Annotated in this window: 23 protein-coding genes and 1 tRNA gene; 2 read left to right on the top strand and 22 right to left on the bottom strand. The window is 58.9% G+C overall.

The genetic code is table 11. The annotated features are described in order from the left end of the window. Positions 1 to 27: 27 nt before the first annotated feature. The 22 genes from RTI30_RS00120 to tldD all read right to left on the bottom strand — a co-directional run bounded on the left by RTI30_RS00120 (position 28) and on the right by tldD (position 21728). Entirely contained in the window at positions 28 to 342 is a 315-nt protein-coding gene (locus RTI30_RS00120) for a DUF2818 family protein (RefSeq protein ID WP_312262157.1), read from the bottom strand. After that, a complete protein-coding gene (gene nuoN / locus RTI30_RS00115) occupies positions 342 to 1787 on the bottom strand; it encodes an NADH-quinone oxidoreductase subunit NuoN (RefSeq protein ID WP_312262155.1) in 1446 nt (481 codons plus the stop codon). The genes RTI30_RS00120 and nuoN overlap by 1 nt, the downstream gene beginning before the upstream one ends. A 9-nt stretch (positions 1788 to 1796) precedes the next feature. Further along, positions 1797 to 3284: an NADH-quinone oxidoreductase subunit M gene (locus tag RTI30_RS00110; protein ID WP_312262154.1), complete on the bottom strand. Its 1488-nt coding sequence runs from the start codon at positions 3282 to 3284 to the stop codon at positions 1797 to 1799. A gap of 3 nt (positions 3285 to 3287) precedes the next feature. Next, on the bottom strand, positions 3288 to 5270 hold the full coding sequence (gene nuoL, locus RTI30_RS00105) for an NADH-quinone oxidoreductase subunit L (RefSeq protein WP_312262153.1): 1983 nt from the start codon (positions 5268 to 5270) through the stop codon (positions 3288 to 3290). Between the two features lie 2 nt (positions 5271 to 5272). Then, the gene (gene nuoK / locus RTI30_RS00100) at positions 5273 to 5584 is read right to left on the bottom strand and encodes an NADH-quinone oxidoreductase subunit NuoK (RefSeq protein ID WP_312262152.1); all 312 of its coding nucleotides are present in this window, start codon (positions 5582 to 5584) and stop codon (positions 5273 to 5275) included. Then, positions 5581 to 6180, bottom strand: a complete 600-nt coding sequence (locus tag RTI30_RS00095) for an NADH-quinone oxidoreductase subunit J (protein ID WP_312262151.1) — start codon at positions 6178 to 6180, stop codon at positions 5581 to 5583. The genes nuoK and RTI30_RS00095 overlap by 4 nt, the downstream gene beginning before the upstream one ends. Positions 6181 to 6198: 18 nt before the next feature. Next, positions 6199 to 6690, bottom strand: coding sequence for an NADH-quinone oxidoreductase subunit NuoI (gene nuoI, locus RTI30_RS00090; RefSeq protein ID WP_312262150.1), 492 nt, complete (start codon positions 6688 to 6690; stop codon positions 6199 to 6201). Between the two features lie 10 nt (positions 6691 to 6700). Further along, a complete protein-coding gene (gene nuoH, locus RTI30_RS00085; protein WP_312262149.1) occupies positions 6701 to 7726 on the bottom strand; it encodes an NADH-quinone oxidoreductase subunit NuoH in 1026 nt (341 codons plus the stop codon). Positions 7727 to 7736: 10 nt separating this feature from the next. Continuing rightward, a complete protein-coding gene (gene nuoG / locus RTI30_RS00080; RefSeq protein ID WP_312262148.1) occupies positions 7737 to 10055 on the bottom strand; it encodes an NADH-quinone oxidoreductase subunit NuoG in 2319 nt (772 codons plus the stop codon). Further along, the gene (gene nuoF, locus RTI30_RS00075; protein WP_312262147.1) at positions 10055 to 11362 is read right to left on the bottom strand and encodes an NADH-quinone oxidoreductase subunit NuoF; all 1308 of its coding nucleotides are present in this window, start codon (positions 11360 to 11362) and stop codon (positions 10055 to 10057) included. The genes nuoG and nuoF overlap by 1 nt, the downstream gene beginning before the upstream one ends. Then, complete coding sequence (nuoE, locus tag RTI30_RS00070) at positions 11359 to 11853, bottom strand: NADH-quinone oxidoreductase subunit NuoE (RefSeq protein ID WP_312262146.1); 495 nt, start codon at positions 11851 to 11853, stop codon at positions 11359 to 11361. Before nuoE ends, nuoF begins: the two co-directional genes overlap by 4 nt. Beyond that, positions 11850 to 13103: an NADH-quinone oxidoreductase subunit D gene (locus RTI30_RS00065; protein WP_312262145.1), complete on the bottom strand. Its 1254-nt coding sequence runs from the start codon at positions 13101 to 13103 to the stop codon at positions 11850 to 11852. Before RTI30_RS00065 ends, nuoE begins: the two co-directional genes overlap by 4 nt. Beyond that, positions 13090 to 13689: an NADH-quinone oxidoreductase subunit C gene (locus RTI30_RS00060; protein ID WP_312262144.1), complete on the bottom strand. Its 600-nt coding sequence runs from the start codon at positions 13687 to 13689 to the stop codon at positions 13090 to 13092. Before RTI30_RS00060 ends, RTI30_RS00065 begins: the two co-directional genes overlap by 14 nt. A gap of 3 nt (positions 13690 to 13692) precedes the next feature. Then, positions 13693 to 14169: a NuoB/complex I 20 kDa subunit family protein gene (locus RTI30_RS00055; protein ID WP_004868919.1), complete on the bottom strand. Its 477-nt coding sequence runs from the start codon at positions 14167 to 14169 to the stop codon at positions 13693 to 13695. Next, positions 14160 to 14516, bottom strand: a complete 357-nt coding sequence (locus RTI30_RS00050; RefSeq protein ID WP_312262133.1) for an NADH-quinone oxidoreductase subunit A — start codon at positions 14514 to 14516, stop codon at positions 14160 to 14162. The genes RTI30_RS00055 and RTI30_RS00050 overlap by 10 nt, the downstream gene beginning before the upstream one ends. Positions 14517 to 14639: 123 nt before the next feature. Then, positions 14640 to 14724: transfer RNA gene (locus RTI30_RS00045), tRNA-Leu, on the bottom strand. A gap of 37 nt (positions 14725 to 14761) precedes the next feature. Next, positions 14762 to 15193, bottom strand: coding sequence for a preprotein translocase subunit SecG (secG, locus tag RTI30_RS00040; protein WP_312262132.1), 432 nt, complete (start codon positions 15191 to 15193; stop codon positions 14762 to 14764). A 2-nt stretch (positions 15194 to 15195) separates the two neighbouring features. Then, positions 15196 to 15969, bottom strand: a complete 774-nt coding sequence (gene tpiA / locus RTI30_RS00035; protein ID WP_312262131.1) for a triose-phosphate isomerase — start codon at positions 15967 to 15969, stop codon at positions 15196 to 15198. 82 nt (positions 15970 to 16051) lie between these two features. Next, positions 16052 to 17404 carry a phosphoglucosamine mutase gene (glmM, locus tag RTI30_RS00030; protein WP_312262130.1) on the bottom strand — a complete coding sequence of 451 codons (1353 nt, stop codon included), beginning with the start codon at positions 17402 to 17404 and terminating at the stop codon, positions 16052 to 16054. 3 nt (positions 17405 to 17407) lie between these two features. Beyond that, on the bottom strand, positions 17408 to 18253 hold the full coding sequence (gene folP / locus RTI30_RS00025) for a dihydropteroate synthase (RefSeq protein ID WP_312262129.1): 846 nt from the start codon (positions 18251 to 18253) through the stop codon (positions 17408 to 17410). Further along, on the bottom strand, positions 18250 to 20166 hold the full coding sequence (ftsH, locus tag RTI30_RS00020; protein WP_312262128.1) for an ATP-dependent zinc metalloprotease FtsH: 1917 nt from the start codon (positions 20164 to 20166) through the stop codon (positions 18250 to 18252). The genes folP and ftsH overlap by 4 nt, the downstream gene beginning before the upstream one ends. 119 nt (positions 20167 to 20285) lie before the next feature. Then, positions 20286 to 21728, bottom strand: coding sequence for a metalloprotease TldD (gene tldD / locus RTI30_RS00015; protein ID WP_312262127.1), 1443 nt, complete (start codon positions 21726 to 21728; stop codon positions 20286 to 20288). A 199-nt stretch (positions 21729 to 21927) separates the two neighbouring features. On the opposite strand from tldD, the gene RTI30_RS00010 reads away from it, so the two are divergent. Further along, the gene (locus tag RTI30_RS00010; RefSeq protein WP_312262126.1) at positions 21928 to 24756 is read left to right on the top strand and encodes a ribonucleoside-diphosphate reductase subunit alpha; all 2829 of its coding nucleotides are present in this window, start codon (positions 21928 to 21930) and stop codon (positions 24754 to 24756) included. Between the two features lie 25 nt (positions 24757 to 24781). Then, positions 24782 to 25900, top strand: coding sequence for a ribonucleotide-diphosphate reductase subunit beta (locus tag RTI30_RS00005; RefSeq protein WP_312262125.1), 1119 nt, complete (start codon positions 24782 to 24784; stop codon positions 25898 to 25900). Positions 25901 to 26011 lie beyond the last annotated feature (111 nt).

The following is a 26011-nucleotide window of genomic DNA, read 5'->3' as shown; positions in this document are numbered from 1 at the left end:
AAAAATATCAGCACTTATGGGCATCCGTCAAGATCGGCGCAGCATCGGGACGATGTTAAAACGCCAAAGGAAGCCCGGAATGGCGAAAACGGCAAACATGCACAGGGCAATCACATAGAACTCCCAACCCTGGGCATGGTTGCTGCCATCAACGATGCGCTCGATGCCCATTCCCAGTAGACCCGTCACGATGTACAGCGTAAACCACTCGGCAAGATACCAAGGCAAGGTTTTTTGCGGCTGGCTGGTTCCGAAAAAAAAGCGTCGCGCGCTGAACCAGGGCAGATTTGCGAGCAAAAAGGCGATTCCGATATATAGCAACGCCCACTGCGAAAGATTCATCAAAGCACCCCCTGCAAGGCATGGAAACAAAATGCCAACAAGGCGCCGGGAACGATGCCAAGTAGTAGAAGGGCAACACTGTTGACGGTCAGTACCGAGGCCGCAAGTGGGTCATCGGCGCCATAGTGCAGATCTTCCGCCGGTGGATCGAACAAGGCAACCTTGAGCACCCGGAGATAGTAAAACGCCCCCACCACCGCCATCAGGACACCGAATACCGCCAACCACACGAAATGCGCCTCGATGAGAGCCTGAAACACTGCCAGCTTGGCGTAAAAACCGATGGTCGGTGGTACCCCCGCCAGAGAAAACATGATCACGAGCAAGAGAAAGGCGGCCCAGGGTCGGCTCCGGCCAAGACCACGCAGATCGCTGATTTCCTCCGCTTCGAAGCCCTCACGACTCAAGTAGACGATCAACCCAAAGGCCGCCACCGCCATCAAGGCGTAAACCACGGCATAAAAGAAAGCACTGGCCAGACCATTTTGGGTACCAGCAACAATACCGAGGGCAAGAAAGCCCATGTTGCCCACTGTCGAATAGGCGAGCATGCGCTTGAGATTGGTTTGGGCGATGGCAACCACGTTCCCGATCAGGAGGGAGACGAGGACCAGGGCAATGAAGAGCTGGCGCCAAATCTCGATGCTGCCATAACCGCCCTCCACAAGAATCCGCAGAAAAAGGGCAAAGATCGCGATCTTCGGCACCGATGACATGAAGAGGGTAACCGGCGTCGGCGCTCCCTGGTAGGCATCGGGTAGCCACATATGAAAGGGTGCTGCCCCTAGTTTGAAGGCGATGCCCGCCACCACGAAAACCACGGCAAGAACGAGCAAAAAGTTCTGTGGGCCGACATTGATCAGGGCCACGGCAATCTGCTGAAGGTTCAAGACGCCAGTCAAACCATAGAGCAACGACATGCCGTAGAGCAGCAGCGCAGAGGCCAGCGCGCCAAGAATGAAGTATTTCAGCCCTGCCTCGGTGGCACGTAGGTTATCGCGCTGTAAAGCAACCAGGGCATACTGGCTCAAGGCGAGGAGCTCCAGCCCCAAGTAGAGAATCAGCAGATTGCTGCCGGAGATCAGAATCATTGCCCCGAGCAGGGCAAAGAGCAATAGCACGAAGACCTCGCCACGATAGAGACCGCGGCGTAGCAGATACTTGCGAGAGTAGAGCAGGACCAAAAGGGTGAGCAGCTCGACAAAAAAACTGGCAACACTGGTAAAGGGATCGAGACGCAACTGGCCGAAGAAGGCAAAACCACTCTGGCCCCGATCTGCCCAGGTCAGGGCCATGGCGGCGAGCAGGCTGAAGCCCGTGAGCACAAAGGCAAGGTCACGCTGACGCTTGCCGACATAGACATCGACGAGCAAAACCACACAAGCCATCACCAAGACCCAGATTTCCGGGATGGCGAAGGGCCAATGGGACAAGGCGTTATGCATGCTGCCTCCTCAACTCGGAATCTTGCTGACGCTCACCTGCTGCAGCAGGTGTGCCACCGAAACGTGGACGACATCGAGGAAAGGTGCCGGCCATACCCCAAGCAGCAAGACCAGGCCCGCCAAGCTACCCAAGACCAGGATCTCGCGACCATTGAGGTCGTTCAGGGCAGCGACCTGAGCATGCACGATGCCGCCAAAGAGCACGCGCTTGAAGAGCCAGAGGGTATAGGCAGCACCAGTGATCAGTCCCGTAGCAGCAATGATGGCCGGCCAGGGATAGGCCTGATAGGTGCCCAGCACGACCATGAACTCGCCAACAAAGCCCGAAGTGCCCGGCAAGCCAACATTACCCATGGCAAACAGCATCATCAGGCTGGCAAAAATGGGCATTACATTGGCGACCCCGCCATAGGCCTCGATTTCCCGGGTGTGCATACGGTCATAGAGCACTCCCACGCAGAGAAACATCGCCGCACTCACAAAACCGTGGGATAGCATTTGAATGATGGCGCCCTCTACCGCCGTCTGGGTAAAGACGAAAAAGCCCAGGGTGACATAGCCCATGTGCGCAATGGAGGAATAGGCAATGAGCTTTTTCATGTCTTTTTGGACGACGGCAATCAATGCAATGTAGACGATGGCGATGAGCGATAGGGTGATCATCAACCACGCCAACTGATGGCTGGCATCGGGGGTGATGGGCAGACTCAGACGCAGAAAACCGTAGGCTCCCATCTTCAGCATGACCGCCGCGAGGATGACCGAACCGCCCGTGGGCGCCTCGACGTGAGCGTCGGGTAGCCAGGTATGCACCGGCCACATGGGAATCTTCACCGCAAAGGCAATGAGGAAGGCGAGGAAAATCCAAATCTGTGCCGAAGCCCCCAGAGGGATGCGCTGGAAGGCCAGCAGACTGAAACTATCGCCACAATGAAAATAGAGGTAGAGAAAGGCCACCAACATCAGCACCGAGCCGAGGAAGGTGTACAAGAAGAACTTGATGGTCGCGTAGACGCGACGCGGGCCGCCCCAGACCCCAATGATCAGGAACATGGGGATCAGCATCGCTTCCCAGAAAACATAAAAGAGGATGGCGTCGAGGGCGCAAAAGACCCCAATCATCAGCCCGTCCATGATCAGGAAAGCAGCTAGATACTGCGATAGCCGGCTCGAAACATTGCGCCAGGAAGAGATGACCACCAGCACCGTCAAGAAACTGGTGAGCAGAATGAACCACAGGGAGATCCCATCGATGCCCAAGAAATATTCGATATGGAAGGACGGAATCCAGGGTATCCGCTCTACGAACTGCATCGCCGCCGTCTGCGTATCGAAACCCGTCAAAAGCGGCAGCGTGATGGCGAAGGTTGCCACGGACACCAGCAGCGAAGCCCAGCGCGCCAAGTTGCCGCCGGCACGATCACCCAAGGAGAGGACCAGGAATCCCCCCACAATGGGCACCCAGATTGCGGCGCTCAGTATGCCAAAGGAATACACGGTTTAGCCCCTCCAGATCATGAAATAGGTCATGAAAAGAACGAGGCCGATAATCATGACAAAGGCATAATGATAAATATAACCGGTCTGTAAGCGCCGCCAAGAAAGCGCCGCCCGCGCCACCATACGCGCACTACCGTTGACCATCGCTCCATCGATGAGGGACTCATCGCCCCAATGCCAAAAGCGACGACCAAAGAGCAACGCCCCGCGCACAAAGACCCATTGATTAAAGGCATCGAAACCATATTTTTTGCGCAATACCCAGGTGGCCGGGGCAAGCAGTGTGCTCAGTCCAGCGGGTACCCCATCGTGCAACAGGTAGAACCAGACCGCCAAGGCAATACCTAAGATCGCCAACCAGAAGGGCCAGGCCTGCAGGCCGTGGAGCAGAAACACCCCCGCTCCCTGCCAATGGCTGGCAATCTCGGCCACGGTATTCCATTGCGCCCGAATTTGCAGCGAACTGTCGAGAAAATCCCCAAGACCAACCGGGGCAATGAAAAACCAGCCCGCCAGCAAAGAGGGAATGGCCAGGACGATGAGGGGCAAGGTAATCACCCCAGGGGACTCGTGCAGATGGGCGCGCGTATGCTCGTCCATCCGCTGCTTGCCATGAAAAACCAGGAAAAACATGCGGAAGGTGTACAGGGCCGTCACCAGGGCGCCGACAACCAAAAGCAGGTAGGCGAAGTGGGCGCCAACCATCGACGAGTCGCCCACCGCTTCGATGATCAGATCTTTACTGAAGAAGCCGGCAAAGGGCGGAATTCCCGATAGTGCCAACGCGCCCACCAAAAAGGTCAGGTAAGTGATCGGCATATGTCGGCGCAGACCACCCATTTTGCGGATATCCTGCTCATTCTCCATAGCATGGATGACCGAACCCGCGGCCAGGAAGAGCAATGCTTTGAAGAAGGCGTGGGTCATCAAATGAAAGATGGCTGCCGAGAAGGCCGAGGCACCGAGGGCGGCGGTCATATAGCCGAGTTGGGAGAGGGTGGAATAGGCAATGATGCGTTTGATGTCGTTCTGCACGAGCCCGATCAAGCCCATGAACAGGGCGGTGATGGCACCGATGATCAATACCACGCTCAAGGCAGTAGCCGACTGCTCGTAGATGGGCGACATCCGCGAGACCATGAAGATCCCCGCCGTGACCATGGTGGCAGCATGGATCAGCGCCGAAATGGGGGTCGGACCTTCCATCGATTCGGGCAACCAAACATGCAGGGGCACCTGTGCCGACTTCCCCATGGCACCGATAAAGAGCAGCAAAGCAATCCAGGTGAGCACCGACCAACGATGCCCCGGGAGGATGGTCACCGTCTGCCCGACGAGCCCGGGCACGGCCGCAAAGACCGTGCGGTAATCGAGGCTGCCACAGTAGTGATAGATCGCCGCAATACCGATGAGAAAACCAAAATCGCCAACGCGGTTGACCAAAAAGGCCTTGAGGGCAGCCTGATTGGCGCTTTCACGAGTGAACCAAAAGCCAATGAGTAGATACGAAACCAGCCCCACCGCTTCCCAGCCAAAAAAGAGCTGGAGAAAATTATTGGCCATGACCAGCATCAGCATGCTGAAGGTAAAAAGCGCAATGTAGCTAAAGAAGCGGGCGTAGCCGGGGTCACCGTGCATATAGCCGATGGTGTAGATATGCACGCAGAGCGACACGAAGGTCACTACCACCAGCATCACCGCCGTCAAGCTATCGATATCGAAACCGATATGTACCGGTAGATTGCCGAACACCGCCCATGTATAGACATTACCGTAAAAGCTGACCCCATGGAGTACTTCGAGCAACACGAATATCGATAGATAGAGGGCAAAAGCAACACCCAAAATAGGTGCCCAATGTGCCCGCTCGCGCAGGGCCCATCCCCCAAAACCGGCGACCAAGGCACCCGCCAGGGGAGCCAGAGGAATGAGCAAATAGACCCAAATGGGCGGCAGACTATGCAGCCAAGCAAAGATCTCCATGTTCAACCCCGTAACTCGTCGATGTCTTCTACATTGATACTGCGGCGATTACGGAAATAGACCACGAGGATCGCCAGACCGATGGCAGCCTCTGCGGCGGCAACCGTAAGCACAAAAAACACGAAGATCTGCCCTTCCAAATTGCCCAGATAGCGCGAAAAGGCGACAAAATTGATGTTGACGGCGAGTAGCAGGATTTCGATCGCCATGAGCAGAATGATGACATTCTTGCGATTGAGAAAAATCCCCACCACCCCGATGGAAAAGAGCAAAGCCCCCAAAATCAGCCACTGCGACAGATTCGGTGCCGTCATTGCCGCGGTCCTCGTAGGTCGACCATACGCAAACGATCCTTGACGGCCACCGCCACCTGCCGACCCACCGCTTGCGATTTGGTATCGGGCCGGCGGCGCAAGGTCAGGGCAATGGCGGCAATGATCGCTACCAGGAGGATTACCGCCGCAATCTCGAAGGGATATAGATAGTGGGTATAGAGTAGCTGCCCGAGGGCACGGGTGTTGTCGGCATCGGCCGGAATGGGGCCGGGCGCCGGCACCCGACCCAAGGGTGCCACCCAAAAAACCGACACCATTTCCAATACGCCAACGATGGCCACCGCCAAACCCAGCGGCAAATACCGCAAAAAGCCCTCTTTCAAGCGCGTTAGGTTGATGTCGAGCATCATCACGACAAAGAGGAAAAGCACCATTACCGCACCAACGTAGACCAAAATCAGAATCAGACCCAAAAATTCCGCACCCAACAGTAAGAAAAGCGCCGCAGCATTGAAGAATGCCAGCACCAAATAGAGGGCAGAATATACCGGGTTACGCGCGGTAATCACCAGCAGTGCCGACAACAACAGCACTGCCGAGAAAACGTAAAAAAGGAGCGTGGTGGTGAGCAACATGGTGGTTTACTTTCTCTCTCAACGGTAGGCGCTATCGGCCTGTCGGTCGCGTGCCAGTTCGGGCTCCAGACGGTCGCCATTACCGAGCAAGCGAATCTTATTGTAGAGCAATTCGCTGCGATTTTCGGCGTGGTAGCTCAGGACTCGCGTCTCGACAATGGAATCGACCGGACACGACTCCTCGCAAAGCCCGCAGAAGATACACTTACTGAGATCGATGTCATAGCGACTGGTGCGCCGAGTGCCATCGCTGCGCTCCTCGCTTTCGATGGTAATTGCCAGGGCGGGGCAGATTGCCTCACAGAGTTTACAGGCAATGCAGCGCTCTTCGCCATTCTCATAGCGACGCAGGGCGTGCAGGCCGCGAAAACGCGGCGATTGCGGAGTCGTTTCCTCGGGGTACTGCACCGTGAACTTGCGCGCGAAAAAGTAGCGACCGGTCAGCTGCATTCCGCGCAGCAGCTCGAGCAAAAAGAAAGACCGAAACCAACGTGTGACGGGACTGGCCATGACAATCTCCTCAGCGCAGTACGGCCCGCAGGGGGGTCTCAAGGGCGACACCCACGACCACGATCCAGGCAATGGTGATGGGAATGAAGACCTTCCAGCCCAGTCGCATGATCTGGTCATAGCGATAGCGGGGGAAGGTGGCGCGGATCCAAAGGAAGACGTACAGCAGGAAGGCAGTTTTTAGCAACAACCAAACCAAGCCCGGAACCCAGGTAAAGGGAGCAATCTGAAACGGCGGATACCAACCGCCAAGGAAGAGCACCGTGGTCAGTATCGAAACGAAGATCATGTTGGCGTATTCGGCAAGGAAAAACAGGGCAAAGCCCATGCCGGAATACTCGACATGAAAACCGGCAACTATCTCCGATTCGCCCTCGGCTACATCAAAGGGCGCACGGTTGGTCTCCGCCACGCCAGAAATGAAATACACCAAAAAGAAAGGGAAGAGCGGCAGCCAGTACCAAGACCAAAAACCGGAGCCTGCCTGGGCCTCGACGATCTTACTGAGGTTGAGGGTCTGCGCCAGCATGAGCACCCCAACCAAGGCAAAGCCCATGGCGATTTCGTAGGCCACCAACTGCGCCGCGGCGCGCATTGCTCCCAAAAAGGCATACTTGGAGTTGGAGGCCCAGCCAGCAATGATGATGCCGTACACGCCAAGGCCAGCAATTGCCAACACATAGAGCAGCCCAGCATTCATGTTGCTGATGGCAACATCCGGACCGAAAGGTACTGCCGCCCACACCAGCATCGCCGGCACAAAAGCCAGCACGGGCGCCGCCAGAAAAAGAAAACGATTGGCATTGGCAGGAATCAGCACTTCCTTGAAGAGCAGCTTCAAGGCGTCGGCAATTGGCTGCAGCACGCCACGAAAACCGACTCGGTTGGGCCCAATGCGAATCTGAATGTAGCCAATGACCTTGCGCTCGGCGAGGGTCAGATACGCTACGCCAAGCAAGAGGGGAACGAGGACGAAGATGATCTTGATCAGGGCCCAAACTGGCGGCCACCAAGGCGCTGTGAGTAACTCGTGCATAGCCGCTCCTCTACGCCCGTGCCCGTAAGGAGGGCTGCTGGAGATGGACGACGCGGCCCACCCCACCCAGGGCCTGCGTCTCGGGATGGCCAAAATTGACCCAGAGGGCAGCGCGCGGAATGCCGGCATCGACGAGCACCGGCAATTGCACCCGCGCACCATTCCCACCGAGCACCTCGAGGGTCGACCCGGTAATGCCGAGTTCGGCCAGGGTGTCGGGATGCACGCGGGCTTGCGCCTCCTCGGCCAGGGGCGGGGCGCGCCGCACCAAGGGGTCCTGCCGATAAATGCCCCAGTCGCCCAGCAACCGGTATCCCGCCTCGGCTACCATGCGGCTTGGCTGCAGTTCGGGGAAGGTGCCCAGACCCGGTACATCGAGGGGAAATTCGCCAAGCGCCCCCTGCCAGGCCGCCTGTACCGCCTGCAGATCGTCAAAGTCCAGCCCTGGCACCTCGAGATGATCCGCCAATACGCGCAGGATCTTCCAGCCTGGACGCGATTCTCCCGCCGGGCGCACGGCCGCCCGATACTCCTGCAAGCGCCCTTCATTGTTAAAGAAGCTGCCGCTGCTTTCGGCCCAACTGGCAAGTGGTAGGACGATATCGGCATATTCTTCGGCTTCGCCCAAAAAGCTCGCAATGCTGATCACACAGTCGGCGGCATCGAGAGCCGCACGCGCACGCAAGGCATCCATGGCGTCGGCTTCCGGCTCGACCCCGTAGAGCACAAAGGCCTTCTTGCCAGACCAAAGATCCGGGGCATCAATTACCAGTGCCCCGCCAATTTTGCGACTCGCCACACAACCGAGTAGCCAAGCCCCGGCACTGTTGGCCGCCTCGGCAAGCCAGGAAATCCGCCCGTCTACCAAAGCCACGAGGGATGCAATTGCGGCCAGCAATTCGGCAGCCTGGGGATGCTGCAGCAGACCGTTTCCGAGCATGAAAAGGGGCTTGCTGGCCTGCTGTAGGGCCGTTGCCAACGCCCGGAGTTCGACGTCCTGCGTCTGCTCGCCATCGCGTAAAATGGCTACGAGCCCGCGGTATAGGGCAAGATCGGCACCCGCAGGGGCGCAAATTTGCCGCAGGGGATAGTTGAATTCGCGCTTGGCGCCGTCTATGGCCCAAATCTGCGCTCCCGCCCGTGCTGCCTTGCGCAGGCGATGATTGGTAAGGGGCTGTTGCTCCCGCGGGTAGGCATGGCAGAGCAACACAAAGGCTTCACTTTCCAGTTGCTCGAGGCTCATGTTGAGGGCCGGATAGAGAGGCATGGCCGGATCGGCGCGGAAATCCGTCTGCCGCAGTCGATGATCGATGGCGCGCACCCCAAGACTGCGCAGCAAGGCTTGAAATAAGTAGAGCTCCTCATTGCTGGCAGACGGCGAGATGATACCACTCACGGCATCTGGTCCGTGCTTGCCGATGACCTGCTGCAGGGCAGAACTGGCAAGATCCAAGGCCTCGGCCCAAGATGCCGGCTGCAACTTGCCATTGACCCGGAGCATGGGCTGCTGCAGGCGGTCTGCTGCCTGCAGGCCGGTGTAGGCAAAACGCCCCTTGTCGCAGAGCCACTCCTCGTTCACCGCCTCGTTGCTGCGCGGTTTGACCCGCAGCACTTCTTTGCCCAGGCTTTGCACATCGGTGTTACAGCCGGTAGAGCAATGCGGGCAAAGGCTACTGCTATGCTTGAGCTCCCAGGAGCGGGCCTTGTAGCGGAAGGGTTTGCTGGTGAGGGCGCCCACCGGACAAAGGTCGATCATGTTGCCCGAGAGCTCCGAACGTACGGCCTTGGCGACATAGGTGCCAATGGTCATCTTCTCGCCCCTTCCGGTAGCGCCGAGCTCACTAATACCGCCAATCTCGGTACCAAAGCGCACACAGCGGGTACACTGGATGCAGCGGGTCATTTCGGTTGCAATCAGCGGACCGATGTCTTTGTCTTCGACCACCCGTTTTTCTTCGGTGTACAGGCTATGGGGATTGGCATAGCCCATGGTGACGTCCTGCAAGGGACATTCACCGCCCTGATCGCAGATCGGGCAATCCAGGGGATGATTGATGAGGAGAAATTCCAATACCCCCTGCTGCGCCATTTTGGCGCGACGCGAGCGGGTGGCAACCTTCATGCCATCGCTTGCCGGAGTCGCACAGGCCGGCAATGGCTTGGCCTGTTTTTCCACATCCACCAAACACATGCGGCAGTTGGCAGCAACCGAGAGCTTTGGATGATAGCAAAAGAAGGGGATGTAGATACCGAGCTGCTGCGCGGCCTCCATCAGGGTCGTACCGGCAGGAACCTCGATTTCCTGCCCGTCGATCTCGAGGCGTGGCATCAGGCAACCCTCCGCTGGGCACCGCCACCAACGAGGCAGGTCTTGTGCCGCACATGATGTAGATATTCGTCGGGGAAGAGGCGCAAAGAGCTGGTCACCGGCGCCACGCCGCCGTCCGCCAAGGCGCAGATGGTGCGTCCCTCGATGCGACTGCCAACGTTCTGCAGCAGTTCGAGATCCGACTCTCGGCCCTGGCCATTCTCGATGCGGTGCATCACCCGCCACAGCCAGCCCATACCTTCGCGGCAGGGGGTGCATTGTCCGCAAGATTCGTGCATGTAAAAGCGGGAAATTCGCTCGACCACGCTAACGATACAGACGCTATCGTCAATGACGATGACCGAACCGGCGCCCAGGGCAGAGCCCGCCTTGGAGATGCTGTCGTAGTCCATGCTGCAGTCCATCATCACCTCCCCCGCCACCATCGCCGTGCTGGTACCGCCGGGAATCACGGCCTTGAGGCTGCGCCCCGGACGCAGACCACCAGCCATGGCGAGCAGGTCGCGGAAGGGGGTGCCCATCGGCACCTCAAAGTTACCCGGCTTTTGCACATGGCCAGTAACGGAGAAGATCTTGGTGCCGCCGTTGTTGGGCTTGCCCAGGTCGAGAAACCACTGGCCGCCGTTGATGATGATATCGGGAACCGAAGCAAAGGTTTCGACATTGTTGATGGTGGTCGGTTGCCCATAGAGGCCGTAACTGGCCGGAAAAGGAGGCTTGAAGCGCGGCTGTCCTTTCTTTCCCTCGAGGGCTTCCATGAGGGCGGTTTCCTCGCCACAGATATAAGCGCCAGCACCGCGATGGACGTAAAGGTCGAAGGAAAAATCGGTGCCTAAAATCCGCTCCCCGAGAAGGCCGGCCGCGTAGGCCTCGGCCAAGGCACCTTCGACGATGCGAATGGGCTCGATGAATTCGCCTCGAATGAAGATGTAACCAGCACGTGCACCCATGGCATAGGCGCCGATGATCATCCCCTCGATGAGACGATGCGGCTCATAGCGCATGATGTCGCGATCCTTACAGGTGCCTGGCTCGCCCTCATCGGCATTGCAGAGGAGGTATTTCATGCCCGTTACCCCCTTGGGCATGAAACTCCACTTGAGGCCGGTGGGAAAACCGGCGCCACCGCGCCCACGCAGGGCGGAGGTCTTCATTTCATTGATGATCTGGTCTGGGGTCATGCCTTCGAGCAGGACCTTGCGCAAGGCCCGATAACCCCCGGTCTCTTGGTATACCCGCAGCCGATGGGAATCAGGGATACCGCGATTACGAAGCGTAACACCGTTGACGAATTCCTCGGTACTCATCGTTGGACCTCCTGCCGCAGTTGCGCAATGAGCGCATCAATTTTTTCGGGCGTCAGATTTTCGATGTAGCGATCACCCAGTTGCATCATGGGCGCATCCTTGCAAGCCCCCAAGCACTCCACCTCCTTGATGGTGAAAAGGCCATCGGCCGTGGTTTCGCCAATACCAATACCCAGGCGCTGTTGCAGGTGTGCGAGGATCGCGTCGGAACCGTTGAGAAAGCAGGAGACGCTGCCACAGACGCAGAACTGGTGCTTACCCACCGGCTGTAGATCATACATGGTGTAAAAGGTTGCCACTTCGAAGGCCTGGATGGCAGGCACCCCGAGTAAGTCGGCCACATGTTCGATCAGGGCCTCGGGTAGATAGCCATGCTCTTCCTGGGCAATGCGCAGGGCCGCGAGCAGCGCCGAGCGTGCCTGCTCCGGCGGATACTTGCGGCGCTCGCGGGCGATTTCCTCCAGGGCGGCCTCGCTCAACCAGGTACTCATCGATCGATCTCCCCAAAGACGATGTCCATGGTCGCCAAAATAGCCACCACATCCGCAATCATGTGTCCTCTGGCCATTTCGTCCATGGCCGCAAGATGGGAAAAACCAGGGGCGCGAATTTTCATCCGGTACGGCTTATTGGCGCCATCGGAGAGTAGATAAATCCCAAACTCTCCCTTGGGTGCCTCTACGGCCGCGTAAATTTCCCCGGGCGGCACGATCATCCCCTCGGAGAAGAGCTTGAAGTGATGGATCAGAGCCTCCATGCTGGTCTTCATCTCTTCCCGCGGCGGCGGCGCGATTTTGTAGTCGTCGACGATCACCGGCCCGGGGTTTTTGCGCAACCAGTCGACGCATTGGGCGATGATCTTGTTGCTCTCGCGCATCTCCGCCACGCGCACCAGGTAACGATCGTAGCAATCACCCTCCTTACCGACAGGGATCTCGAAATCGAGGGCATCGTAAGCGGCATAGGGTTGGGTGCGCCGCAGATCCCAAGCTACCCCGGAAGCACGCAGCATCGGCCCGGTAAAGCCAAGGGCAATGGCCCGCTCCGGCGCCACCACGCCAATGCCAACGGTGCGCTGCTTCCAGATACGGTTATCGGTGAGCAGGGTCTCGTATTCGTCGACATAGCCGGGAAAGCGGCGGGTAAAATCCTCGATAAAATCGAGCACCGAACCCTGACGATTGGCGTTGAGTTCGGCGAGACGCTTGGCATCGCGGTATGGCGAGGCCTCGTACTGGGGCATACGATCCGGCAGGTCGCGATAGACACCACCTGGACGATAATAGGCGGCATGCATGCGGGCGCCGGAAACCGCTTCGTAGACGTCCATGAGATCTTCGCGCTCACGGAAGCAATAGAGAAAGACCGACATCGCCCCAACATCGAGGGCATAGGCACCCAACCAGAGCAAATGGTTTAGAATCCGGGTGATTTCATCGAACATGGTGCGAATGTACTGCGCTCGCAGCGGCACCTCGATGCCGAGCAGGCCTTCCACCGCGCGACAGTAGGCATGTTCGTTACACATCATGGATACGTAATCGAGGCGATCCATGTACGGCAAATTTTGGAGATAGGTCTTGTGCTCGGCGAGCTTTTCCGTAGCACGATGGAGCAGGCCGATATGCGGGTCGGCGCGTTCGATGACCTCGCCATCGAGCTCCAGCACGAGGCGCAACACGCCGTGGGCGGAAGGATGCTGCGGCCCGAAATTCATGGTGAAATTGCTAATTTCTGGCATTGAAGCGTCCCTCCTCGTCACTGCGTACGATACGCGGCACCACGACCCGCTCCTCGGTGTGGGTGGGTTCGTAGATCACCCGCCGCTGGTCGGGGTCGTACCGCATCTCGACGGTACCCACCAAGGGGAAATCCTTACGGAAGGGATGACCAACAAAGCCGTAATCGGTAAGGATGCGGCGTAGGTCGGGGTGGCCCTCGAAAAGGAAACCAAAAAGATCGAAGGCCTCCCGCTCAAACCAGTTGGCCGCCGGCCAGATCCCATTGACCGAGGGGATGATGGGCAACTCCTCGTCGAGAAACACCCGCAGCCGTAAGCGCCGGCGATGGGCGATGCCGAGGAGGTGGTACACCACGGCGAAGCGCTCTCCTTCCCAACTTCCCTCGCCGTACTCGGAGTAGTCGACACCGCATATGTCGATGAGTTGATCAAAGCCTGCGACATCGCGCAACCAGGTGCAGCTCTGTAGAAAATCGTCGCGCACCAGCTCCAAAGTCAACTCGCCGCGCGCGAGGCGATGGCGGCGGATGCGATCCCCGAGCCCAGCTTGTAGCTGCTGGAGCATTGTTTCGAGCATTTCGGTCATGGGCTACCTGGCGATAGTATTGGTGCGGCGGATCTTCTTTTGTAGCTGTATCAGCCCAAAGAGAAGGGCCTCCGCCGTGGGCGGGCAACCCGGCACGTAGACATCGACCGGGACGATGCGATCGCAACCGCGCACGACGCTGTAAGAGTAATGATAGTAGCCCCCGCCATTGGCGCAGGAACCCATGGACACTACCCAGCGCGGCTCTGGCATCTGGTCATAGACCTTGCGCAGGGCTGGCGCCATTTTGTTGACCAGGGTGCCGGCAACGATCATCACATCGGATTGTCGCGGACTAGGCCGGAAGATGATGCCGAAGCGATCGAGGTCGTAACGTGCTGCACCGGCGTGCATCATTTCGACAGCACAACAGGCAAGGCCGAAGGTCATGGGCCAGAGCGAACCCGTACGGCTCCAATTTACCACCGTGTCGATACTGGTGGTAACAAAACCCTTTTCGAGAACCCCTTCTATTCCCATTCCAAGGCCCCCTTCTTCCATTCGTAAATGAAGCCAACGACGAGAATGGCCAGAAACACCATCATGGCCAAAAAGCCCGTCATTCCGACGGCATCGAAAACCACCGCCCAGGGAAACAAAAAGGCGATCTCCAAGTCGAAGAGAATGAACAGGATGGCGACAAGATAGTAGCGTACGTCGAATTTGACGCGCGCATCTTCGAAGGCCTCGAAACCGCACTCGTAGGGTGAGAGTTTTTCGCTGTCGGGTCGACTGGGGCCCAGCTTGCTACCCAGAACCAAGGGCACCACGCCGACCACCAAGGCAACCAGCAGAAATATCAGCACAGGCAAATACTGTCCAAGCACCGAACCGGCCCCTCCAACACTGTCGTCATCACCCGTCAGGGTCGCTATAAAAATAATTTTATCTGTATAATCAAATCTCTGAACTATTCCAGAGACAAAAAAACAGCCACGCGGGCTGTGATTTGGTGCCGAAGACCGGACTCGAACCGGTATGGCTTGCGCCGCCGCCCCCTCAAGACGGTGTGTCTACCAATTTCACCACTTCGGCAAGTGGATCAAAAATGTCTCATGCCCTGGGAAAGACGTCAAGGCTTATTCGCAGCGGACTGCACCTTACCGGCACTTGGCGCTGCCATGGCCGGCTGCGCGCTACTGCTGGCCGCTGCTGACGAGCTGGCCGCCGGCGCGCTCGGCGCGACGGAAGCTGCCGGAGCCGCACCAGAAGCTACTGGAGCCGCAACGGGACTGGTGCTCGGCAAGGCGATACCGGCTCCTACCTGATGGGCTTCGTGCTCCGAAAGATAGGCCAGGGCCAGACTGTTGAGGAAAAAGAGGGCCGCCAACACTGCCGTGACATGACTGAGGAAATTGCCTGCCCCCTGGGCGCCAAAGACCGTTTGCGAACCACCGCCACCAAAAACGGCGCCAATATCGGCACCCTGCCCTTTTTGGATCAATACCAGTCCGACCAAGGCGATGCAGATCAGGACCTGCAAGACCAGCAACAAAGTATACATAATCAAAGACCTCGGATTACCGCATGGGCAGCTTGGCAGATCTGAATGAATTCTGCCGCTTGCAAGGAAGCGCCGCCAACCAGACCACCGTCGATATCGGGCTCGGCAAAAAGCGCTTTGGCGTTACTTGCTTTTACACTGCCGCCATAAAGAATCAAAATCTTGCGCGCGATATCGGGACTCTTGGCGGCAATCAGACTGCGCACGAAGGCATGCACCTCCTGGGCCTGGGCGGGACTCGCGGTCTTGCCCGTGCCAATGGCCCAAACGGGCTCGTAGGCAAGGATCAGGTTGGCTTGCTGTCCGGCGCTGCCGAGGGCAGGCAAAATGGCTTCCACCTGGCGTCGCAGCACCTCCTGGGTGCGCCCTTCGAGGTATTCCTGCTCTGTCTCGCCGATACAGACCATGGGTACCAAGCCCGAGTGGAGTGCAGCTTTGACCTTACGCAGGACGATCTCGTCGCTCTCCTGGAAGATCTGCCGGCGCTCGGAATGACCGACCAACACGTAGCGGCAACCGGTATCGCGCAACATCGCACCAGAAATTTCGCCGGTGTAGGCGCCGTGCGCCTCCCAGAAGAGATTTTGCCCTCCCCAGCGTAGGGAGCCGCCCTTGGCGACCTGCTGCACCGTCGTCAAGAGCGTAAAAGGCGGGAAAAGAACGACCTCCGGCGAGGCTGGCACTAAACCTGCGTCGATAATCGCCTGGGTGAGATGCTCGGCATCTGCATTCAGGCCATTCATCTTCCAATTGCCAGCTACCATGATCGCGCGCACGTCGCCTTCCCTCTACCTGTAACCATCCGAATGAACGGGGGAGTGTAAAGAGTCCCCCGGTAAGGGTCAATTTGCCCCGCGCTCAAACATTGGCAGGCTCTGCAACACAGGCGGCGATTTGTGCGCGCAGCTGCTCGGCAGCGCTTACGGCAATCTGTCGGTCCTCGGCCTCGACCATGATGCGCAGTAAGGGCTCGGTGCCGGAAGCACGTACCAGCAGTCGCCCATGGCCGGCCAACTGCCGTTCTGCACTCTTCAGGGCCGCCTGGACATCCGCGCGCTGGAGTTTGCCCTTGGCATCTGCCAAGCGCAGGCCAACGAGCACCTGCGGGTAGAGCTGTAGGGCACCGGCAAACTCGTGCAACTGCCGTCCCTTGCGCTGCAAGAAAGCAAGTACCTGCAGGGCGGCAAGAATGGCGTCGCCAGTGGTGTTGGCAGGGGTAATGATGTGCCCAGAATTTTCGCCCCCCAGGGGATAGCCCAGGGCTTGCATGCGTTCGAGCACGTAACGATCGCCCACGGCGCTGCGCACGAAGGGGATCCCCGCATTCTGCAGGGCTCGCTCCAAACCCAGATTACTCATTACCGTGCCGACCACACCCGGCAGCGCCCCCTGCTCGGCCATGGCCTGGGCGAGAATCCAGAGGATGGCATCACCATCCCAGGCATTGCCTTTGGCGTCGACCAGCAGAACACGATCGCCGTCGCCATCGAGGGCAATGCCAAGATCCGCCCGATGCTCGGCTACTGCCGCAATCAGGGCCGCCGGCGCCGTCGAGCCCACACCATCGTTGATATTGATCCCGTTGGGCTGGACCCCGATGCTTTCCACCTGCGCCCCCAGTTCGCTAAATACCATGGGCGCGACCTTGTAACCGGCACCATGGGCGGCGTCGACTACGATCCGCAAACCGCGCAGATCCGCGCTGACGGGAAAGGTGGTCTTGCAATACTCGACATAACGACCGGAGGCGTCGTCGACTCGACGCGCCTTGCCGAGGGCATCTGGGGCGGAACAGGCCATGGGTTTTTCGAGTTCCACCTCAATGGCTTCCTCTACCGCATCCGGCAGTTTGTAGCCGTCGGCAGAAAAAAACTTGATACCATTGTCTTCGTAGGGATTGTGCGAAGCGCTGATGACGATGCCGGCATGGGCGCGCAGGGTGCGGGTGAGATACGCTATGGCCGGGGTGGGCAGAGGGCCGACCAGTAGAACATCGACCCCAGCTGCCGCAAGCCCGGATTCGAGCGCCGACTCGAGGAGATACCCGGAAAGGCGGGTATCCTTACCGATCAGTACCCGCGGGCGCCCCTGCACCCCCCGGGTGAGCACTCGACCCGCAGCCCAGCCGAGTTGCAACACCCAATCGGCTCGCATTGGGATCTCGCCGACTCGGCCACGCACACCATCCGTACCAAAAAAACGTCTTGTCATGCTTTATCCTTCTGACTCTAGAGCATCCCAGATGCGCAAAGCTTGCCGGGTCGCTCCCACGTTGTGCACACGATAGACTACCGCACCTGGATGCCGCCGCGTCCAAAGCAGGGCTGCAATACTGACGCCATCCCGCTCTGCCGGATTTTCGATCCCCGCCAGACGCCCCAGGAAGCCCTTGCGCGAAAGGCCGAGGAGGATCGGTTGCCCGAGGCGCGCTACGACGTCGAGCCGCCGCAGCAAGGCGAGATTACCAGCGTCGTCTTTCGCAAAACCGATGCCCGGGTCGAGGAGTATCCCCTCCCGCGCAATCCCCTTCTGTAGACAAGCATCGCGCCGTTGGGCGAGGTGGCTAGAAACTTCCTCCAGCAAGTCGTCGTACTCGGTCAGCGACTGCATGGTTTGTGGCGTGCCGCGCATGTGCATGAGGCAAACATCGAGCCCTAACTCGGCCACGGTATCCAGGGCCTCGGGATCGAAAGTGAGGGCGCTGACATCGTTGATGAGGGTCACGCCATGGGCATGCGCCGCGCGCATGACTGCTGCCTTGCGCGTATCCACCGAAATGGGCAAGGGAATCTCGGCACGAATGGCGGCAAGGGCAGGCAGCAGGCGATCGAGTTCCTCCTGCACGGGTAGCTCACGGGCGCCGGGACGAGTCGATTCGGCACCCAGGTCGAGAATATCGGCCCCCTCTTCCCAGAGCCGTCGGGCATGGGCGAGGGCGGCGGCGACGCCAAGGTGGCTACCACCATCGGAAAAGGAATCGGGAGTGAGGTTCACGATGCCCATGATACAAGAACGCCCCTGCAACCAGGGGCGTCGTTGCGCGACCACGGCAGGACTCAAACGGGATGTTCTCCTGGATTGAGCTTTGGCAGGTTGCTCGGCACCTGTTCGGGGTTGCCCATTCCCCCAGTACCCGTGGTAACCGGACTACCGCTATCCTGCGGCGGCCGCGGATCCCGGCCAGCCATCAAATCGTTGACCTGATTGGCGTCCAGGGTTTCATACTTGAGCAGGGCCCGTGCCATCCTCTCGACGATTTCGCGATTTTCCTCGATCAGCTTACGCGCCACCTGATAACGCTCTTGGATGATGGCACGCACTTCCTCGTCCACGGTTTGCGCGGTGCGCTCCGAGACATTGCTGTGCTTGGTTATTTCTCGGCCGAGGAACATCTCTTCTTCCTTCTCGCCGATCACCATGGGGCCGATTTGCGACATGCCCCATTGGGTCACCATCTTGCGCGCCAGATCCGTGGCTCGCTCGATATCGTTACCGGCACCCGTGGTCATCTGGTTGAGGAAGACCTCTTCGGCAATACGGCCGCCCATCAGGATCGAGATATTGTTCAAAATCTCCTGCCGTTCGTAGTTGAAGCGATCCTCGGTAGGCAACTGCATGGTCAAACCAAGGGCGCGCCCGCGCGGGATGATGGTGACCTTGTGCACCGGGTCGGTACCCGGCAGGAGCTTGGCGACCACGGCATGTCCGGACTCGTGATACGCCGTAGTTTCACGCTGTTTGTCGCTCATCACCACCGATTTACGCTCGGCCCCCATCATGACCTTGTCTTTGGCATCTTCAAAGTCATGCATATCGACTAGGCGCTTACTTTTGCGCGCTGCCATCAAAGCCGCTTCATTGACCAGGTTGGCCAAATCCGCACCGGAAAAACCGGGGGTGCCGCGGGCAATGATCTTGGGGTCGACATCCGGGGCCAAGGGCACCTTACGCATGTGCACCTGGAGGATCTGCTCGCGACCACGAACATCCGGCAAGGGTACCGTCACTTGGCGATCGAAGCGACCTGGCCGCAAAAGGGCAGGATCGAGCACGTCGGGCCGGTTGGTCGCGGCAATGACGATGATGCCCTCGGTTCCTTCAAAGCCGTCCATCTCCACCAGCATCTGGTTGAGAGTCTGCTCGCGCTCGTCATTACCACCACCCAGACCCGCACCACGCTGGCGACCCACCGCATCGATTTCGTCGATGAAGATGATGCAGGGTGCGTGCTTCTTGGCCTGCTCGAACATGTCGCGTACGCGGGAGGCACCAACACCCACGAACATTTCGACGAAGTCGGAACCAGAGATGGAGAAGAAAGGCACCTTGGCCTCGCCAGCAATGGCGCGGGCGAGCAAGGTCTTACCCGAACCCGGGGAACCCATGAGCAGGACACCCTTGGGAATCCGCCCACCAAGACGCTGAAACTTTTGTGGGTCGCGTAGGAAGTCGACGATCTCTGCCACTTCTTCCTTGGCTTCTTCGACGCCGGCGACATCCGCAAAGGTGATTTTGTTGTTTTCCTCACTGAGCATGCGCGCGCGGCTGCGGCCAAAACTCATGGCCCCACGACCACCGGCACCGCCACCACCCATCTGCCGCATGAAGAAAATCCACACGGCAATGAGGAGAAGCATGGGGAACCAATTGATCAGAAGCGCCAACAACAGGGATTGCCCCTGGGGCGGCTTGACGTCGATCTTGACCCCAGCGGCAAGCAATTGCGGCACCAGCTGGGTGTCATTCGGGGGCGTGTACACGCTGAACTGCTGCCCCGAACTCAAGGTGCCCTTGAGGTGGTTGCCGTCCATGGTGACATCCACCACCTGCCCTTGCTTCACACTGTTGATGAAGGTCGAGAAGTTCATCGCCTGCGCTGGCGTTGAAGTCGACGAGTTGAGATTTTGGAAGACGAAAACGAGGATCACCCCGATCGCCACCCACAAAAGTACGTTTTTGAAAACGTTATTCATTCCCTCACCTCCCCCGTAGGGAGTTTAGACTGGGTACAAGTGACCCCAATACCTGCGATCTTAGACCTCTGCCAAGAGCCTGACAATACTACAAACCGCGTGAATCGGTAACGACACGATCACTGGGTTCCTCCAACGGTCAGGTCGCGAATCTTCAGGGTCGGCTGCCCGACCCCGACCGGAACGCTTTGACCATCCTTTCCGCAAGTCCCCACCCCTGGATCTAGTTGGAGGTCGTTGCCGATCATTTCAACTCTGGTCAGCACATCAGGACCATTTCCGATCAAGGTCGCTCCCTTCACCGGCCGCGTGATCTTGCCGTTTTCGATCAAGTAGGCCTCGGAAGCCGAAAAAACGAACTTGCCACTGGTGATATCGACTTGCCCACCGCCAAAGTTGACGGCGTAGAGCCCTTTTTTGACACTAGCGATGATTTCCTCCGGTGGCAGCTGCCCGGCCCGCATGTAGGTGTTGGTCATACGCGGCATAGGTAAATGGGCGTAAGACTCGCGCCGCCCGTTACCAGTCGACGCCACGCCCATGAGGCGGGCGTTGAGGCTGTCCTGCAGGTAACCGCGCAGAATGCCGTCCTCGATCAGCACGGTGCATTGGGTGGGGTGGCCCTCATCGTCGAGATTGAGGCTGCCGCGGCGCCCCGCCAAGGTGCCGTCATCGACCACGGTCACCCCTGGTGCGGCCACCCGCTGGCCGATACGGCCGGAGAAGGCACTGGTGCCCTTGCGGTTGAAGTCGCCCTCGAGGCCATGACCGATGGCTTCGTGGAGCAGAATTCCCGGCCAGCCGGGGCCGAGGACGACTTCCATGCTCCCTGCCGGGGCCGGCTCCGCCTCGAGATTGACCAGCGCCTGGCGCACGGCCTCGCGAGCATAGGACTCGGCCAGATCGCCAGCAAGAAATTCGCGGTAATCGTGTCGCCCACCGCCACCGGCGCTGCCTTGTTCGCGGCGACCATTCTCCTCGGCAATGACGGTCACGTGCAGGCGCACCAAGGGGCGCAGATCGGCCGCAAGACTGCCATCCAGACGCGCCACGAGTACTACTTCGTAGCGTGCTGCGAGGCTGGCCATGACCTGCACGACGCGCGGATCGGCAGCGCGAGCCACGGCTTCCAGGCGTTCGAGGAGGGCGATCTTTTCGCGGTTGTCGATACTGGCCAAGGGGTCGACGGCCGGGTAGAGCTGCAAACCGCCGCGGCTACGCCACTGCATGGCGCGCTCCTGCCCGGGGTGGTGGACAATGCTGCGCGCGGCCTCGGCAGCACCGAGGAGGGCATCGACGGCTATTTCGTCGGAGTAGGCGAGCCCTTGACGTTCGCCGCAAATGGCGCGCACCCCGACTCCCTGTTGGATGCTGTGACTGCCGGACTTGACCACCCCTTCTTCGAGACTGAAGGATTCGCTACGGCTATATTGAAAGTACAAATCGGCATCGTCGAGGGCACGTCGGCTCAACTGTGCAAAGACGCGTTCCAGGGCCGACTCGTCGATGCCCGCAGGCCGCAATAAGTTTTCGCGGGCAAGATCGAGGGCGGTTTCGGTCATGTGAGAAATTCTCCGGCAGAACGGTTACTTGGAAGTATGCGCTCGCCAGCCACATAGAACAAGTCTAAATTGGCCTCTATCCATACCCAGATATCCACAGGCATCCCCCGCTCATCCACAGCTTGTCAACACTATATATAGTGTTGACAGCCGGGTTCAGATAACTATATTTTGTGGAAGATCGCCAAGGAGAAAGCCCATGCCCAACTCTGCACCAGCCCTCGTGTCGGACCCAAACGAAGTGCAACACCGCGTCATCCGTCGCAACGGCGCCTTAGTTGCTTTTGACGCCAGCAAGATTCACCTAGCCATGACCAAAGCCTTCCTCGCCGTTGAGGGCAGTGGCAGCGCCGCCAGCGCCCGGGTACGGGAACAGGTGTCTCGCCTCACGGCGCAGGTCATCAGTGCGCTTGCCCGGCGCCAGCCCGGAGGCGGCACCTTTCACATCGAAGACATCCAGGATCAGGTCGAGTTGGCCCTGATGCGCGCCGGCGAGCACGAGGTGGCGCGAGCGTACGTGCTCTATCGCGAAGAGCGCGCCCGGGAACGGGCCCAGCGGCAGCGGCAGGAATCGCCCACCAGCACCGAATATCAGGTGCGACGGGCCGATGGCAGCAGCCAGCCCTTGGATCGCGAGCGTCTGCGCGCGGTCATCGAAGAGGCCTGCAGCGGTCTTGGTGACGCGGTTTCGGTAGAAACCATCCTGCAAAACACGGTCAAGAATCTCTACGATGGCATCAGCGAAGAAGAGCTGTTTCAGGCGCCCATTCTCGCCAGCCGCGTTCTGATCGAGCGCGACCCGGCCTATGCCTACGTTTCGGCGCGCTTGCTCCTCGATCGCATCCGCCGCGAGGTTCTTGGCGAGCCCTGCACCCAGGCACAGATGGCCGAGCGCTATGCCGACTATTTTTGCGACTACATCGCCACCGGGATCGAGCACGAACTGCTCGACCCGCGGCTCGGGCAATTTGATTTGCAGCGAATCAGCGCCGCCTTGCGCCCGGAGCGCGATCTGCAATTCCAATACTTGGGTCTACAGATTCTTTACGATCGCTATTTTTTGCATGTGCGCGAGCGGCGTATCGAGTTGCCGCAGGCCTTCTGGATGCGTGTGGCCATGGGGCTCGCCGTCGCGGAAGTCGATCGCGAGGAACAGGCCATCGCCTTCTATGAAGTCCTCTCCCGCTTTGACTTCGTCAGCTCCACGCCTACCCTCTTCAACTCGGGCACCCTGCGTCCGCAGCTGTCGAGCTGCTTCCTGACCACGGTAGCCGACGATCTCGACGGCATCTACGAGTCCATCAAGGACAATGCCTTGCTATCCAAATTCTCGGGCGGTTTGGGCAACGATTGGACGCGGGTGCGCGCCCTCGGTTCTTACATCAAGGGCACCAACGGCAAGAGTCAGGGCGTTGTCCCCTTCCTCAAGGTGGTGAACGACACCGCGGTGGCGGTAAACCAGGGTGGCAAGCGCAAGGGTGCGGTCTGTGCATACCTCGAAACTTGGCATCTGGACATCGAGGAATTTCTCGAGCTGCGTAAGAACACTGGTGATGATCGCCGGCGTACCCACGACATGAACACTGCCAATTGGATTCCTGATCTGTTCATGGAGCGCGTAGAGAGTGGCGGCGACTGGACCTTGTTCAGCCCCAACGACGTGCCGGATTTGCACGATCTCACCGGCGACGCCTTCCGCAGCCGCTACGAGGCCTACGAGCGTATGGCCGACGCCGGGCAAATCACCCTTTTCAAGCGTCTTCCCGCCCTGCAGCTGTGGCGCAAGATCCTGACCATGCTTTTCGAGACCGGGCATCCTTGGATCACCTTCAAGGACCCCTGCAATTTGCGCAGCCCGCAGCAGCACGTGGGCGTGGTGCACAGTTCCAACCTCTGCACGGAGATCACCCTCAACACCAGCGACAAGGAAATTGCCGTCTGTAACCTGGGTTCCGTCAATCTGCTGGCACACCTGCGCCTGCCCGCGGAGGAAGAATCCACTGCGCTGCGCACGCAAATGAGCGCCGAGGAGATCCTTGCCTGCATCGACGGCGAGAAGCTGGCGCGCACCATTGGTGTTGCCATGCGCATGCTCGACAACGTCATCGACATCAATTACTACGCCCTAGCCAAGGCGCGTAACAGTAATCTGCGCCATCGCCCGGTGGGCTTGGGGCTGATGGGCTTTTCCGATGCCCTCCTCGCCCTGCGTATTCCTTACGCTTCGCCAGCGGCGGTGGAATTTGCCGACATCAGCCAGGAGCTCATCAGCTACCATGCCATCGACGCCTCGGCCAACTTGGCGCGGGAGCGCGGCGCCTACCAGAGCTTTGCGGGCTCCCTCTGGAGCCAAGGCATTCTGCCCATCGACAGTATCGAGATTTTGGCGCGCAGCCGTAGCCAAGGAGTCGATCTCGATCGTACCCAACATCTCGATTGGTCGGGCTTGCGGCAAAAAGTGCAGGGCGGCATGCGCAACAGCAATTGCTTGGCCATTGCTCCCACGGCAACGATTTCCAACATCGTTGGCGTGAGCCAGGGTATCGAGCCGATCTACCAGAACCTTTACGTGAAATCGAATCTCTCGGGCGAGTTTACCGTGGTCAACGAGTTCCTGGTTCGCGACCTCAAGCGCCTGCATCTTTGGGATGAGGTAATGGTCAACGATCTCAAGTACTTCGATGGCTCGGTTCTGCCCATCGATCGCATCCCGAGCCAGCTCAAGACCCTCTATGCCAATGCCTTCGAGATCGACCCGCAGTGGCTCGTAGAGGCGGGAGCGCGGCGGCAGAAGTGGCTCGATCAGTCCCAGAGTCTGAACTTGTACTTTAGCCAACCCTCGGGCAAAAAAATTGACGATACCTATCGTCTTGCCTGGCGGCGCGGCATCAAGACCACCTATTACCTGCGCTCTCTTGGGGCTACGGCGGCAGAAAAATCTACGGTGCAAACCGGCACCCTGAATGCCGTTCCGGGCAGCCTCAAGGCCTGCGCCATCGACGACCCCAGCTGCGAGGCCTGCCAGTAAGGCGGCCCTGACCCAGGAGAATTCCATGCTCGATTTTGCCGAAGAAAACCCAAAGACCATAACCCTGCCGGCCTACCATGAGCAGCGCGGAGCCGCTTCCGAAGCGGGCATTCAGGCGAGTAGCCTGGCCCGGGTGCGTGCCGAGGACAAGCGCATCATCAACGGCAGCGCCGATGTCAACCAACTGGTACCCTTCAAATACCAGTGGGCTTGGGACAAATACTTAGCCGCCTGCGCCAACCACTGGATGCCGCAGGAAGTGCAGATGGCTCGCGACATCGCCCTTTGGAAAGACCCCAAGGGGCTGAGCGAAGACGAGCGCCGCATCGTCAAGCGCAATCTGGGCTTTTTCGTTACTGCCGACAGTCTGGCGGCGAATAATATCGTGCTCGGCACCTACCGCCACATTACCGCGCCCGAGTGTCGCCAGTATCTGCTGCGCCAGGCCTTCGAAGAAGCTATCCACACCCACGCCTACCAGTACATCGTCGAATCTTTAGGGCTCGATGAAGGCGAAATCTTCAATATGTACCATGAGGTTCCCTCGGTACGCGCCAAGGATGACTTTCTCATCCCCTTCATCGAAGTCTTGGCAGACCCCAACTTCAAGACCGGCACCACCAAGAACGACCAACTGCTGCTGCGCTCCCTCATCGTCTTTGCCACCATCATGGAGGGAACCTTCTTTTATGTTGGTTTCAGCCAGATCCTGGCCATGGGCCGGCAGAACAAGATGGTTGGGGCGGCGGAGCAGTATCAGTACATCCTGCGCGACGAGTCGATGCACTGTAATTTCGGCATCGACATGATCAACCAGATCAAGATCGAAAATCCGCACCTCTGGACCGAGGAATTCCAGGAAGAGATCATCGACTTGATTCGCAAAGGGGTGGAGCTGGAGTGTGCCTACGCCGACGACACCATGCCGCGCGGGGTGCTGGGACTGAATGCGCCAATGTTCAAGGAGTACGTTCACTACATCGGCAATCGTCGTCTTAGCCAAATTGGCCTCAAACCGCAGTGGGAAGGCGTGCAGAACCCCTTCCCGTGGATGAGCGAGATGATGGACCTGAAGAAGGAAAAGAACTTCTTCGAGACCCGGGTTACCGAGTACCAAACCGGCGGCGCCCTCAGCTGGGACTAATGCCGATTTGCGCTGCATAAGTTCACAAACCTTTGGCACTTCTTTGGCGAGGGAGGAGTGCCATGCAGGTTCAACATGTCGGGTACCGGATCCGGGGGTTTTACCGGGTAG

The organism is Candidatus Igneacidithiobacillus taiwanensis (genome assembly GCF_031962545.1).
Classification (GTDB): Bacteria; Pseudomonadota; Gammaproteobacteria; order Acidithiobacillales; family Acidithiobacillaceae; genus Igneacidithiobacillus; species Igneacidithiobacillus taiwanensis.
This window is presented reverse-complemented; position numbering and strand designations above follow the sequence as displayed.

Bases quoted from the DNA above. Each gene is read 5' to 3' on its own strand.
- nuoK (WP_312262152.1), bottom strand. From the start codon at position 5,584: ATGACGGCACCGAATCTGTCGCAGTGGCTGATTTTGGGGGCTTTGCTC.
- RTI30_RS00060 (WP_312262144.1), bottom strand. From the start codon at position 13,689: ATGACCGAAATGCTCGAAACAATGCTCCAGCAGCTACAAGCTGGGCTC.
- nuoG (WP_312262148.1), bottom strand. From the start codon at position 10,055: ATGCCACGCCTCGAGATCGACGGGCAGGAAATCGAGGTTCCTGCCGGT.
- RTI30_RS00120 (WP_312262157.1), bottom strand. From the start codon at position 342: ATGAATCTTTCGCAGTGGGCGTTGCTATATATCGGAATCGCCTTTTTG.
- RTI30_RS00010 (WP_312262126.1), top strand. From the start codon at position 21,928: ATGCCCAACTCTGCACCAGCCCTCGTGTCGGACCCAAACGAAGTGCAA.
- RTI30_RS00055 (WP_004868919.1), bottom strand. From the start codon at position 14,169: ATGGGAATAGAAGGGGTTCTCGAAAAGGGTTTTGTTACCACCAGTATC.
- nuoE (WP_312262146.1), bottom strand. From the start codon at position 11,853: ATGAGTACCTGGTTGAGCGAGGCCGCCCTGGAGGAAATCGCCCGCGAG.
- glmM (WP_312262130.1), bottom strand. From the start codon at position 17,404: ATGACAAGACGTTTTTTTGGTACGGATGGTGTGCGTGGCCGAGTCGGC.
- secG (WP_312262132.1), bottom strand. From the start codon at position 15,193: ATGTATACTTTGTTGCTGGTCTTGCAGGTCCTGATCTGCATCGCCTTG.
- nuoF (WP_312262147.1), bottom strand. From the start codon at position 11,362: ATGAGTACCGAGGAATTCGTCAACGGTGTTACGCTTCGTAATCGCGGT.
- nuoH (WP_312262149.1), bottom strand. From the start codon at position 7,726: ATGCACGAGTTACTCACAGCGCCTTGGTGGCCGCCAGTTTGGGCCCTG.
- nuoL (WP_312262153.1), bottom strand. From the start codon at position 5,270: ATGGAGATCTTTGCTTGGCTGCATAGTCTGCCGCCCATTTGGGTCTAT.
- nuoI (WP_312262150.1), bottom strand. From the start codon at position 6,690: ATGGCCAGTCCCGTCACACGTTGGTTTCGGTCTTTCTTTTTGCTCGAG.
- RTI30_RS00005 (WP_312262125.1), top strand. From the start codon at position 24,782: ATGCTCGATTTTGCCGAAGAAAACCCAAAGACCATAACCCTGCCGGCC.
- tldD (WP_312262127.1), bottom strand. From the start codon at position 21,728: ATGACCGAAACCGCCCTCGATCTTGCCCGCGAAAACTTATTGCGGCCT.
- nuoN (WP_312262155.1), bottom strand. From the start codon at position 1,787: ATGCATAACGCCTTGTCCCATTGGCCCTTCGCCATCCCGGAAATCTGG.
- RTI30_RS00095 (WP_312262151.1), bottom strand. From the start codon at position 6,180: ATGTTGCTCACCACCACGCTCCTTTTTTACGTTTTCTCGGCAGTGCTG.
- ftsH (WP_312262128.1), bottom strand. From the start codon at position 20,166: ATGAATAACGTTTTCAAAAACGTACTTTTGTGGGTGGCGATCGGGGTG.
- RTI30_RS00065 (WP_312262145.1), bottom strand. From the start codon at position 13,103: ATGCCAGAAATTAGCAATTTCACCATGAATTTCGGGCCGCAGCATCCT.